This is a genomic window from Methylobacterium terrae (assembly GCF_003173755.1).
GTDB lineage: Bacteria > Pseudomonadota > Alphaproteobacteria > Rhizobiales > Beijerinckiaceae > Methylobacterium > Methylobacterium terrae.
The window spans coordinates 1,791,478-1,803,699 of record NZ_CP029553.1 but is presented as its reverse complement, the minus strand read 5'-3'; the positions used below and the strand labels follow the sequence as shown (position 1 = coordinate 1,803,699).

12 protein-coding genes are annotated in these 12,222 nt (G+C 71.4%); 3 read left to right on the top strand and 9 right to left on the bottom strand.

Going from position 1 to position 12,222, the window contains the following annotated elements; all coding sequences use genetic code 11:
• Positions 1-121: 121 nt before the first annotated feature.
• From DK419_RS08105 to pyk, 4 genes are all read right to left on the bottom strand, one after another.
• Entirely contained in the window at positions 122-1,417 is a 1,296-nt protein-coding gene (locus DK419_RS08105) for a M16 family metallopeptidase (protein ID WP_109958626.1), read from the bottom strand.
• Positions 1,414-2,826 carry a threonine synthase gene (gene thrC, locus DK419_RS08100; RefSeq protein WP_109958625.1) on the bottom strand — a complete coding sequence of 471 codons (1,413 nt, stop codon included), beginning with the start codon at positions 2,824-2,826 and terminating at the stop codon, positions 1,414-1,416. Before thrC ends, DK419_RS08105 begins: the two co-directional genes overlap by 4 nt.
• Before the next feature lie 77 nt (positions 2,827-2,903).
• A complete protein-coding gene (locus DK419_RS08095) occupies positions 2,904-3,314 on the bottom strand; it encodes a DUF4864 domain-containing protein (RefSeq protein ID WP_109962190.1) in 411 nt (136 codons plus the stop codon).
• A gap of 134 nt (positions 3,315-3,448) precedes the next feature.
• Complete coding sequence (pyk, locus tag DK419_RS08090; RefSeq protein WP_109958624.1) at positions 3,449-4,882, bottom strand: pyruvate kinase; 1,434 nt, start codon at positions 4,880-4,882, stop codon at positions 3,449-3,451.
• A gap of 345 nt (positions 4,883-5,227) precedes the next feature.
• Between pyk and DK419_RS08085 the strand changes: the two genes are divergently transcribed.
• On the top strand, positions 5,228-5,599 hold the full coding sequence (locus DK419_RS08085) for a hypothetical protein (RefSeq protein WP_109958623.1): 372 nt from the start codon (positions 5,228-5,230) through the stop codon (positions 5,597-5,599).
• 139 nt (positions 5,600-5,738) lie between these two features.
• Here the strand turns inward: DK419_RS08085 and DK419_RS08080 are convergent, their stop codons facing one another.
• The 4 genes from DK419_RS08080 to DK419_RS08065 are packed head-to-tail and all read right to left on the bottom strand — an operon-like array spanning position 5,739 to position 8,479.
• Positions 5,739-6,662, bottom strand: a complete 924-nt coding sequence (locus DK419_RS08080; protein WP_109958622.1) for a VOC family protein — start codon at positions 6,660-6,662, stop codon at positions 5,739-5,741.
• Entirely contained in the window at positions 6,659-7,561 is a 903-nt protein-coding gene (locus DK419_RS08075) for an SMP-30/gluconolactonase/LRE family protein (protein WP_109958621.1), read from the bottom strand. Before DK419_RS08075 ends, DK419_RS08080 begins: the two co-directional genes overlap by 4 nt.
• A 4-nt stretch (positions 7,562-7,565) precedes the next feature.
• Positions 7,566-8,012 carry a cupin domain-containing protein gene (locus DK419_RS08070; protein WP_109958620.1) on the bottom strand — a complete coding sequence of 149 codons (447 nt, stop codon included), beginning with the start codon at positions 8,010-8,012 and terminating at the stop codon, positions 7,566-7,568.
• Positions 8,009-8,479: a DoxX family protein gene (locus DK419_RS08065; protein ID WP_109958619.1), complete on the bottom strand. Its 471-nt coding sequence runs from the start codon at positions 8,477-8,479 to the stop codon at positions 8,009-8,011. The genes DK419_RS08070 and DK419_RS08065 overlap by 4 nt, the downstream gene beginning before the upstream one ends.
• 144 nt (positions 8,480-8,623) lie before the next feature.
• On the opposite strand from DK419_RS08065, the gene DK419_RS08060 reads away from it, so the two are divergent.
• Positions 8,624-10,195 carry a GMC oxidoreductase gene (locus tag DK419_RS08060; RefSeq protein WP_109958618.1) on the top strand — a complete coding sequence of 524 codons (1,572 nt, stop codon included), beginning with the start codon at positions 8,624-8,626 and terminating at the stop codon, positions 10,193-10,195.
• 235 nt (positions 10,196-10,430) lie between these two features.
• Positions 10,431-11,714, top strand: a complete 1,284-nt coding sequence (locus DK419_RS08055; protein ID WP_109958617.1) for an ArgE/DapE family deacylase — start codon at positions 10,431-10,433, stop codon at positions 11,712-11,714.
• 30 nt (positions 11,715-11,744) lie between these two features.
• Here the strand turns inward: DK419_RS08055 and DK419_RS08050 are convergent, their stop codons facing one another.
• Entirely contained in the window at positions 11,745-12,113 is a 369-nt protein-coding gene (locus DK419_RS08050) for a hypothetical protein (protein ID WP_109958616.1), read from the bottom strand.
• Between the last annotated feature and the right edge of the window lie 109 nt (positions 12,114-12,222).

The following is a 12,222-nucleotide window of genomic DNA, read 5'->3' as shown; positions in this document are numbered from 1 at the left end:
CGACGCTGATTCAGAGGGCGCCTGTCAGAACGGTTCGGTCATATCCGGAAGCGGCGTCCCCTCTCCCGGCTCACTTCGTTCGCCACCCTCCCCCGCAGTGGGGGGAGGGTTCACCCGCGCATCACGCCTGCTTCAGCGCCCGGTCCACCGACTCGAGGCTCTGCAGCTTCTTGATCGGCCCGATCGCCGCGAGGGTCGGGGCGCCGGCGATCAGCGCGCGGCCGGCCGCCCGCACGTCGTCCGGGGTGACGGCGTCGACCTTGGCGATGACCTCGGCGGCGGGGATGACCCGGCCCCAGGCCAGCAGCTGGCGCGCCGTGCGCTCGATGCGCCCGCCCGGCGTCTCCAGCGCGGACAGCAGCGCCACCTTGAGCTGGGCCTTGGCCCGGGCGAGCTCGGCCGCGTCGACCGTGTCGGCGGCCTCGCGCAGGCAGGCGAGCGTCACCTCGACGAGGCCCGGCAGGTCGGCGCCCGCGGTGCCGGCGCCGATGCCGAACAGGCCGCAATCGCTGAACGGCCAGTGGAAGGCGTGGATCTCGTAGGCCAGCCCGCGGGTCTCGCGCACCTCGTGCCAGAGCCGCGAGGTCAGCCCGCCGCCGAGCACCTGCGCGAAGAGGTGCGCGGCGTAGTAGGATTCGTCGCGGAACGACAGGCCGGGCAGGCCGAGCACCAGGTTGGCCTGTTCGAGCTTGCGCGGCATCCGGCGCTCGCCGCCGCGATACTGGCCGGGCACCAGCTCCGGCGTCTCGCCGGCCGGCATCGACCCGAAATGCTTCTCGGCCGCCGCCACGATGGCGTCGTGCTCGACCGCGCCGGCGGCGGCCAGCACCATCTTGCCCGGCGTGTATTCCCGGGCGAGATAGGCCTCGATCGCCGCACGATCGAAGCTCTTGATCGTCTCCGGGCGCCCGAGGATCGGCCGGCCGATCGGCTGGTCGGGGAAGGCGGCCTCGGTGAAGGCGTCGTAGACGACGTCGTCCGGCGTGTCCTCGACGGCGGCGTATTCCTGCAGGATCACGCCCTTCTCGCGGGCGAGCTCGCCGGCCTCGAAGGTCGAGCGGGTCAGGATGTCGCCGAGCACGTCGAGGGCGACCTCGGCATCCTCGCCCAGGACCCGGGCGGTGTAGCTCGTCTGCTCGACGCTCGTGGCGGCGTTGATCTCGCCGCCGACATTCTCGATGTCCTCGGCGATCTGGCGGGCCGTGCGCGAGGCCGTGCCCTTGAACGCCATGTGCTCGATGAGGTGGCTGAGCCCGTGCTCCTCCGGCCGCTCGTTGCGCGAGCCGGCGCCGACCCAGACCCCGAGGGTCGCGGTGGCGACGCCCGGCATCGCCTCGGTGGCGACGGTGAGGCCGTTTTGCAGCCGGGTGATCTTGAGGTCGGGCGAGGCGCCGAGCGTCGCGAAATGCTGGTTCACGCGGCGCTCCTCAGGATGCGGGCGCGCTCGCGGATCGCCCGCTCCACCGCCGCCTCGTCGTTCGGCAGGACCGTGAACCGCTCGCGCCGCTCTAGGAGATCCGACAGATGCGGCGGCAGGGCGGGACGCACGCCCGTCGCGGTCTCGACCGCGTCCGGGAACTTCGCCGCGTGCGCGGTCGCCAGCGCCACGACCGGCGTCGCGGGATCCCGCTCGAGCAGCTTGCGGGCGGCGCGCACCCCGATCGCGCTGTGGGGATCGATGATCTGGCCCGTGCCGGCGTAGACGTCGCGGATCTCCGAGACGACCTCCTCCTCCGGCACCGCGGCCGCGTCGAACTCGGAGCGGATCCGTTCCAGGGTGCGGGCGTCGAGCGTGAACGCGCCCGACTGCTTCAAGCCGGCCATCAGCCGGTTCACCGCGTCGGCGTCGCGGTCGAGCGCCTCGAACAGCAGGCGCTCGAAGTTCGACGAGACCTGGATGTCCATCGACGGCGAGGTGGTCGGCGCCACGCCCCGCACCTCGTACGACCCGCTCGCAAGCGTCCGGGCCAGGATGTCGTTGGCGTTCGTCGCGACCATCAGCCGCCCGACCGGCAGCCCCATGCGCTTGGCCGCCCAGCCGGCGAGGATGTCACCGAAATTGCCCGTCGGCACCGAGAACGAGACCGGCCGGTGCGGGCTCCCCAACGCCACCGCGCTGGTGAAGTAGTACACGGCCTGGGCCGCGACGCGGGCCCAGTTGATCGAGTTCACGCCCGACAGCCGCACGTCCTCGGCGAAGTGCGGGTGCTGGAACAAGGCCTTCACGATCGCCTGGCAGTCGTCGAAGGTGCCCTCGACCGCGAGCGCGTGAATGTTGCCCGCATCCACCGTGGTCATCTGCCGGCGCTGCACCTCCGACACCCGGCCGTGCGGGTAGAGGATGAACACGTCGACGTTGTCGAGGCCGCGGAAGGCCTCGACGGCGGCGCTGCCGGTATCGCCCGAGGTGGCGCCCACGATGGTGGCGCGGCTGCCCTTGGCCTTCAGCGCGTGGTCCATCAGCCGGCCGAGCAGCTGCATCGCCACGTCCTTGAAGGCCAGCGTCGGGCCGTGATGCAGTTCGAGCAGGAAGAGGTTGTCGCCGAGCTGGGTCAGCGGGCAGACGGCCGGATGGCGAAACGAGGCGTAGGCCGCGTCGATCATGCGGTCGAGGTCGGCCTGTGGGATCTCGCCGTCGACGAGGGGCGACAGCACGGTCTTGGCGGCCTCGGCGTAAGGCTTGCCGGCGAGGCCCGCGATGGTCCCGGGCGCGATCTGCGGCCAGGCCTGCGGGATGTAGAGGCCGCCGTCGCGGGCGAGCCCGGCGAGGAGGGCGTCGGTGAAGGTCAGCGGCGCGGCGCTGCCGCGGGTCGAGACATGGAGCACGGTGATCAGTCCTGAGGCTGACGCGAGGCCCTACACGAATCCGGGGCTCGCGTCAGCCGGGGCCTGCGCGGGGCCGGTCAGGCGCTCGTGCCCGGGGCCTTGCGCAGGCGGCAGCCGGTGATCCGCCACGCCCCGTCCGTCCCGCGCTCCAGGGTGTAGAGCGCCTCCCAGTCGGTCCCGTCCTGGTCCTGGATGGTCACGCCCTGCGCGAGGCTGCCGTCCGGCAGCGCCTCGCCGGTCCCGAACTCGAAGCGGCGATTGCGGTAGACCGGGGCGTAACCCTGGCGCACCATGCCGAGGAAGGTCTCGGCGCTGGGAAAGATCGACCGGATCGCCGGGGCGGCCTCGGCATAGGCCGCCGCCGCGTCGTCGTGCCGGAAGGCGTCCTGCTGGCGCAGGATCACCGCACGGGCCGCATCCCGGTCGCCGTCGCCGGCCGCGAGGGCACCCTGGTCGAAGGTGACCTGGCCGACGCAGAGCAGGGTCATCAGGGCGACGAGGGTGCGCACGGGCCGGGCCCTCCCGGAAAACAGTCTTTTGCCGATGCCGCAGCGTAGCAAGCCCGGTCCGCGCGCACAACCTCAAGTCGACTGCACTTTGATCTAACAAGGGCCGGCGGTGCCTACACCCCGCTCGCCCTGCGCCCCAGCTCGACCACCCGCAGGTTGTTGGTGGTACCGGGCTGGCCGAACGGGATGCCGGCCACCGCCACGACGAGGTCCGGCGCCTGCGCGAACCCCTCCTGGGCGGCGACCTCGGCGGCGCGGGCGACCATGGCCTCGTAGGATTCGATCTCGGGCCCGAGCACCGAATGGGCGCCCCAGTACAGGCTGAGGCGGCGCGACACCGCGGCGTCGGAGGTCGCGGCGAGGATTGGCACGTTGGGGCGCTTGCGGGCGATGCGGGCGGCGGTGGTGCCGCTCGACGTGAAGGCGACGATCGCCGCCGCCTCGATCGCGTCGGCGAGGGTCGCGGCGGCGGCGGCGACCGCGTGGGGCGGGCTGTCCTCGACCTCCGGCTCGCTCGCCCGGACGAGCGAGCGGTAGAGCCGGTGCTGCTCGGTGCGGCGGATGATGCGGTCCATGATCGAGACCGCCTCGATCGGGTACCGGCCCGCCGCCGATTCGGCCGAGAGCATCACCGCGTCGGCGCCGTCATAGACGGCGGTCGCGACGTCCGAGGCCTCGGCCCGGGTGGGCGAGGGCGCCGCGACCATCGATTCGAGCATCTGGGTCGCCACGATCACCGGCTTCACCGCCCGGCGGCAGGCGCGCACGAGTTCCTTCTGGCGCCCCGGCACGTCCTCGGGCGGCAATTCGACGCCGAGGTCGCCGCGGGCCACCATGATGCCGTCGGCGATCCGGATGATGTCCTCGATGTGGTCGAGCGCCGAGGGCTTCTCGATCTTGGCGATCAGCCCGGCCCGGCCGGCGATCAGCCCGCGCGCCTCCATCACGTCGGAGGGGGTCTGGACGAAGGACAGTGCGACCCAGTCGACGCCGAGCTCGAGCCCGAAGGCGAGGTCGCGCCGGTCCTTCTCGGTGAGCGGCGAGAGGGCGAGCACCGAGCCCGGCACGTTGACGCCCTTGCGGTCGGAGATCGGCCCGCCCACCACCACGTCGGCGTCGATCGCCGCGTCGTCGACGCCGACGACCCGCACCCGGACCCGGCCGTCGTCGATCAGGAGATCCTGGCCCGGCGCCACCGCGGCGAAGATCTCGGGATGGGGCAGGGGGATCGCGTCGGTGCCGCCCTCCCGGCCCTCGCGCACGAAGCGGATCCGATCCCCGGTGGCAAGCTCCGCCTTGCCGCCCCGCAGGGTGCCGATGCGGATCTTCGGCCCCTGCAGGTCCTGCAGGATGCCGATCGGCCGGCCGGTCTCCTGCTCGAGCGCCCGGATCGCCGCGTGCACCTTGGCGTGGTCGTCGTGGGTGCCGTGGGAGAAGTTGAGCCGGAAGGTGTCGACCCCGGCGAGGAACAGGGCCTTCAATCGCTCCGGCGTGTTGCTGGCCGGGCCGACGGTGGCGACGATCTTGGCGTGGCGGTGGCGGCGCATCGGGCGCTCCTTGCTCGCGTTCGCTTCGGGATGTGCGGATCGGGCGGGACGTGCGGATCGGGGTTCGGCGCGGCGGTGGAGGTGGGTGACGCTCACGGGCGGGCCGCAGCAGGGCATTGTCATCCTCGGCGACCGGGAGGAGCGGCAATCGGTGGGAACGCTGCCGGCACGGGGCAGCAGTCCCGAGGTGAAAGCTAGGGCATCTTGGACCAAAGGAGCACCCGTCCGGGCCGGAAACGCTCCGTCCGCCGCGGCTTCACGCCCTTGACGCCGGCTATGCTGCAACGCACCCTGTCACCTGGAAGCGTTTCGGTGACGATACGGCGACGGGAGGGATCGACGGTCATGCTGTTCCAGCCGCCCGTGTTCGAGACGATCTTCCGCACGCCCGTCGCGCATCGGCTGGTGATCCGGGGCTCGCGCAGCCGCGGCGCCCCGATGGACGGCGTGTGCTGGTACCACGACGAGTTCGACGCCGCCGGCGCCCTGGTGGCCCGCTACGAGACCTACGACGAGACCGACGAGGCCGGCCGCGAGCGCTGCGGCTGGCGCCGTTACGACGCCGCCGGCCGGTTCGTCGCTCGGCACGAGGTGACGATGCGCTGGTCGGCCCTCGTCGCCCTCAAGCAGTCGCGCCGCGGCGCCGAGATCGCGCTGCAGCGCCTCGGCGGCCAGCCCGTCCCGCCGCCGCGCACCCGGCCGGGCCTGGCGGCCTGACGTCGTCGTTGTCGCGCGCTGACGTGAGGGCCGACCGGTACCCGCTCGGACCTGCGCGCAGCACCTCGGGATGGCCCCGGGTGAGAGACGATCCGCACCGGACGTCGTGCCGCGTTGGATATCCGACGCGAGCCTTGCATCACCCCGCCGTCAGCCACACCAGATGTCCGTCCGGGTCGCGCAGGAGCGCGTCGGCGCCACCCCGGGTCCGTGGCACCGGTCCGGGCGAGACGAGCCGCTCGGCATGGGCCGCGCACGCCGCCCGCAACGCCTCCTCGTCCATCATCGCGATCACGAGCCGGGTCGCCGCGACGTCGCCGACCGCGAGGTTTGAAGCGGGCTGCGGAGGAGCATCGCGGTAGCACAGCAGCTCGACATGCGGCGGCCGTCCGTCCGGGAAGCCGAGGCCGGTCACCTCGACGGTCGGCTCGGGGACGGCGTCGAGGCGCGCCTGTTCGGGTCCCGTATTGAGCGAGCGCGACGTCACGGCGAGCCCGAGCGATTCGTAGAACGCGGCGCTGCGGGCGGTATCGGCGACCGAGATCGCCGAGTGGTCGAGGCCGAGGCAGACATCGCCGGCGCCCCGCCCGCGCCACGCCTCCGGTACGGCATCCGCCGGGAAGGACAGCAATTCGAGGGGATGGCCCTCGGGGTCGCGGAACTTGAACGCGGTCACGCCGCCGGACGAGGCGGGGAGCCGCACCGGGCCGTCGGTCGAGATCGGGCGCCAGCCCGGATGCGCCGACAGGCGGGCATGGGCCGCGGCCATGTCGGCGACGATGATCGCGCAGTGCTGGAACAGCGGACTGAATCCCGGCACGTCGCCCGGATAGGGCCGGCCCGCCGGCGTCACCGCCGTGAGGTCGAGGCGCTGATCGCCGAGGCGCAAGGGTACGGCGCGAGCGGCCGTGAACCCGGCGATGGCGGCGAGGTCCGGCTCCGCCGATGCCTCGGCGTCGACGAAGCCGAGCGCCGTCCGGTAGAAGCCCGCGAGCCGCTCCGGATCGGCGGAATTGAGGCCGAACCGGACGAGGCGACGGGCGCGCGGGCGAGCGGCGCTCACGGGGTCTGCACCCCGCGCCGGTCGAGGAAGATCGCGTAGAGTGTGTGCGAGCCGCCGATGAACAGCCGGTTCTTGGCCGGACCCCCGAAGGCGATGTTCGAGACCCGGTGCGGCACCAGGATCTTGCCCATCAGCTTGCCCTCCGGGCTGATGCAGTGGACGCCGTCCGCCGCACTCGACCAGACGTTGCCGTCCTCGTCGACCCGCATCCCGTCGCAATAGCCCGGCGAGATCGTGTGGAAGACGTCGCCGCCCGACAGCGCGCCGTCGGGTGCGACGTCGAACACGCGGATATACTGGCGCGGGTTCGGCTTCGACTGGTCGCCGGTCTCGGCGACGTAGAGCCGGCGCTCGTCGGGCGAGAAGGCGAGGCCGTTCGGCCCGTCGAAGTCGCCGGCCATCGCCCGGATCTCGCTCGTCCGCGGATCGAAGCGGTAGAGGGCCGGGGGCTGCTCGGATTGCTGGCGTCCGCCCTCGTAATCGTTGGAAATACCGTAGACCGGGTCGCTGAACCAGATCGTGCCGTCGGACTTCACCACCACGTCGTTCGGCGAGTTCAGGCGCTTGCCGGCGTGGCGCTCGACGAGCGTCGTGACCGTGCCGTCGTGCTCCGTCCGATACAGGCAGCGGCCGCGATGCGAGCAGGCGATCAGCCGGCCCTCCCGGTCGCGGGTCTGGCCGTTGGCGTAGTTCGAGGGCGCGCGGTAGACCGAGAAGCCCGCGCCCTCGATCCACCGCATGGTGCGGTTGCGCGGCAGGTCCTGGAACAGCAGGCAATCGGCGTCGCCCATCCAGACCGGGCCCTCGATCCAGCGGAAGCCGGAGCCCAGCTCCTCCAGGGGCGCGTTGCCCAGGATGTAGTGCGCGAAGCGCTCGTCGTGGATCTCGAACCCGTTCATGGAATCACCGGAACCGGCAGGCCGACCCGGTGGTCGGGGGCTTGTCGACCTGCACGATCATCAGCACGGCGGGTTCGTCGCCGATGGTGCCGGAGCGGTGGCCCTTCCTGCCGTCGACCTCGCGCACGTTCTGGTCCTCGCCGAAGGAGATCTCGCCCGGGCCCATCTCGACCCTCGTGCCGTCCATCGATTCGACGAACCAGCGGCCCGAGAGCGGGATGATCCATTGCGGCTTCGGGTTCGGGTGCCAGTCTCCGGTCCAGCCGACCGGCTGCACGGTCACGAACACGGTCGCGCCGTCATGGGTCTTCTGGCCCTGCCATTGCGGCGGGGCCGGCGGCGACATCGATTTCTGCTCGAACTCGGTGAAGGCGCACCGGGTCTGGTGGCTGATCCCGTCCGCGTCGGCCCAGAGGTGCCAGTAGGGGATGGTGGGCTTCTCGTCGCTCATCGGGCGGTCTCGCTGACGCTGTAGGGCTTCGACGAGGCGAAGGGGTGTGAGAAGAACGTCTCCACGGTGCTCGCCCCGGTGCCGAAGGTGACGAGCAGAAACCCGCCGGCGAGCGCGAGGTTCTTCCAGAAATCCCAGAAAAGCTCGCGGCCCTTGCCGCCGGACCAGAAATCGCCCGGCTTCCAGAACTGCTTCCACAGGAGGGCCGTCACGCCGCAATAGCCGGCGAGGATGAGCGCGGCGAAGCGGTCGGCGATGCCGGTGAGGACCCCGAGCGACATCACGATCTCGACGAACAGGCCGGCGAGGATCAGCATCGTCGCCGGCGCGGTGGCGTGCACCGCCTGCCTCGCCTGCCCCACCGCACCGCGGAAGTTCAGGATCTTGTCCAGCGCGCTGAACGGCAGGAACAGCATCACCAGGAGGAGCCTGACCCCGAAGGCGACCGCGATGCTGAAGGTGGCCATCGACCTGCGAACCCCGCTGCCCGGTTTGCGTTGCGAAAAGCTAACTGGAGCGGATCGACGTTCGGGCCAGCCCCGCCATATGCCCCCGCACGGCCGAGGGGCCCTGCGTCATCCCGCGGCTTTCGTTGAGAAGAGACACCGTCGATGAGCGAGAACCGGCACTACGACGTCGTCATCATCGGCTCGGGGCCGGGCGGCGGCACCATGGCGTGGCGGCTGGCCCAGACCGGCAAGCGCATCCTGCTGCTCGAGCGCGGCGACTACCTGCCGCGCGAGCGGGAGAACTGGGACAGCCAGGCGGTCTTCGTCGACGCGCGCTACCAGGCGCCGGAGACCTGGTACGGCGCCGACGGGTCGAGCTTCCATCCCGGCCTGCACTACTTCGTCGGCGGCAACAGCAAGGTCTACGGCTCGGTCCTGCTCCGCCTGCGCGAGAAGGACTTTTATCAAATCCGACATCCGGACGGCATCTCGCCGGAATGGCCGCTGAAGTACGACGTGTTCGAGCCCTACTACCAGGCGGCGGAGGAGCTCTACTACGTCCACGGCCTGCGCGGCGAGGACCCGACCGAGCCGCCGTCCTCGAAACCCTACGCCTACCCGCCGATCACCCACGAGCCCCGGATCCAGGAGCTGTTCGACGGGCTCAAGCGTGAGGGGCACCACCCGTTCCACCTGCCGGTCGGCGTGCGGCTGGAGGAGCGCGACGGCAAGCCGCTGCCGCACTCGGCCTGCATCCGCTGCGACGCCTTCGACGGCTATCCCTGCATCACCAACGGCAAGGCCGACGCGCAGATCACCTGCGTCGACCCGGCGCTGGCGGCGCACGACAACCTCACGCTGATGACGAACGCCTACGTCGACCGGCTCCTGACCGATCCGGCCGGGCGGACGGTCACCGGCGTCGAGGTGAAGCGCGGCGACGCCACCGAGGTGTTCACCGGCGACATCGTGGTGGTCGCCTGCGGCGCGCTCTCCTCCGCGCTCCTGATGCTGCGATCCGCCAACGACGCCCACCCGCACGGGCTCGCGAACCGCTCGGGGCAGGTCGGCCGCAACTACATGCGGCACAACAACTCGACGGTGCTCGCGATCTCGCGCACCCCGAACCCGACGAAGTTCCAGAAGACCCTCGGCCTCAACGACTTCTACTTCGGCGCCGACGACTGGGAGTTTCCGCTGGGCCACATCCAGATGGTCGGCAAGTCGGACGGGGTGCAGATCCACGGCGAGGGCCTGCCGGGCTTCCTGCAATGGTTTCCGGAGAAGCCGTTCGACTGGATCGCCAGGCACTCCCTCGACTTCTGGCTCACCACCGAGGACCTGCCGATCCCGGAGAACCGGATCTTCTACGACGGGGCGAAGGTCCGGCTCGACCTGAAGCAGACCAACGAGGAGGCGCTGCACCGGCTCAAGGCCAAGCTGCGCGACCTGTGCACGAAGCTCGACATCCACCCGCACCTGTTCGACCGCTCGCTCTACCTCGGCAAGGACGTGCCGATCGGCGGCACCGCCCACCAGGCCGGCACGCTGCGCTTCGGCACCGACCCGGCGACATCCGTCCTCGACCTCGACTGCAAGGCGCACGAGCTCGACAACCTCTACGTCACCGACGCGAGCTTCTTTCCCTCGATCGGCGCCGTGAACCCGACGCTGACGATCATCGCCAACTCGCTCAGGGTGGCGGATCACGTCATCGGGCGGCTGGGGGCGTAGTCCCCCCGATTCCCGTCCGATCGCCCGCAGGACGACCTCTCCTCCAAGCCGGTCGTATCCGCCGCGTCACCCCGGGCTCCGCTTTCGCGGCCCCGCGAGTGGCGCGGTGAGTTGGCGATGAAGACCCCGGTTCGACGTGACTGCCTGGTCGGCGGCGCACGGCATCACGTGCCCAGGGCATAGGTGCTGCGCCGCTTCCCAGGCTATGACGGGGGCGCCTTGAGAGGAGCCCCCGATGCCCCTGGACCCTGCGTTGCGCGACCGCATCATCACGGCCGTCGCCGACGGTTTCTCCGAGCAGATCGCCCACACCCAGGCGCTGATGCGCTTCCCCTCGATCCGGGGCGACGAGCAGGCGATCCAGGACTTCGTGTTCCGTGAGTACCGTGAGCGCGGCTACGCCATGGACCGCTTCGCCATGGACCGGGCGCAGATCGAGGCGCATCCGGGCGGGGCACGCTTCAGCCCGGAGCATTCCGAGGCGCCGATCGTCGTCGGCATCCACCGGCCGCGGGAGGAGCGGGGGCGCTCGCTGATCCTCCAGGCCCATGTCGACGTGGTGCCGCCGGGCCCCGCCGACCTCTGGACCCACCCGCCCTTCGAGCCGGTGGTCGAGGGCGACTGGCTCTACGGCCGCGGCGGCGCCGACATGAAGGCCGGGCACGCCGCCAACCTGTTCGCTCTTGACGCGCTCCGCAGCCTCGGCCTCCAGCCTGCCGCCACCGTGACCCTGCAATCGGTGGTCGAGGAGGAATCGACCGGCAACGGCGCCCTGATGACCCACCTGCGCGGCTACCGCGCCGACGCGGTGCTGATCCCCGAGCCCGAGGAGGAGATGCTGGTGCGCGCCAATACCGGCGTGCTGTGGTTCCGTGTCGAGGTCCGGGGCCGGCCGGTCCACGTGCGCGAAATGGGCACGGGCGCGAACGCCATCGACGCGGCCTACCGGGTGATCGGGGCGCTGCGGGAACTCGAGGCGCGCTGGAACGCCGACAAGGCCGGTCGCCCGCATTTCGAGGGCGAGGCGCACCCGATCAACCTCAATATCGGCCGGATCGAGGGCGGCGACTGGGCCTCCTCGGTGCCGGCCTGGTGCCGGATCGACTGCCGCATCGCGATCTATCCGGGCACCAGCGCGGCGCAGGCCGCCCGCGAGATCGAGGCGGCGGTGCAGGCCTTCGCCCGCGACGACGCGTTCCTGTCGAACAGCCCGCCGCAGGTCGGCTTCCACGGCTTCTTCGCCGAGGGCTACGTGCTGGAGGAGGGCTCGGAGGCCGAGGCCGTGCTCGGCCGGGCGCACGCGGCGGCGACGGGGGCGCAGCTCAGGAGCTTCATGACCGCCGGCTACCTCGATACCCGGGTCCACGCCCTCTACGACCGGGTGCCGGCGCTCTGCTACGGGCCGAAGAGCGAGAACATCCACGGCTTCGACGAGCGGGTGAGCCTCGCCTCGCTGAAGCGCATCACCACCGCGATGGCCCTGTTCGTCGCCGAGTGGTGCGGCACCGAAAGCCTCTGAGGGGCGGGCCCCGTCGGGGCCCGGACCTTGTCAATCGAAGCTGCGCTTCGCCCCCGAGCCGCCGAGGCTGATCTTGCGGGCCTGGGGCGCGGCGGGCGCGGCCTGCACGGGCTTGGGCGGCGGCAGGTGGGCCTGGCCGTGGACCACGGCGCCGATCTCGCCGAGCGCCTTCACGAGGTCGTCCTTGCCGCAGGTGCGGGCGACGGTGAGGCCGAGCTTATGGGTGTGGCTCTTGGCGTAGAGGTAGCCCGCGAGCTTGGCGCGGGTCTCCACCGGCAGGGCGTCGAGGAGGTCCGGCAGGTCCTCCGGCTCGGCCCGGTAGATCTCCCCGAGGGTCGCGAGGGGGACCGGGCAGTCGCGGTCGGCTTCCGCGCCGCTGGTGGGGTGGCCCTGGATCATGGTGCGTCCTCCGGCTGATGGCGTGCCGCCGAACCTAGGGCCGAGTGCGGGGGGAAGAAACCGCGGACCGTCGATTCGGGGCGCTCGCGCTCCGGCGCCTCGATGCCCT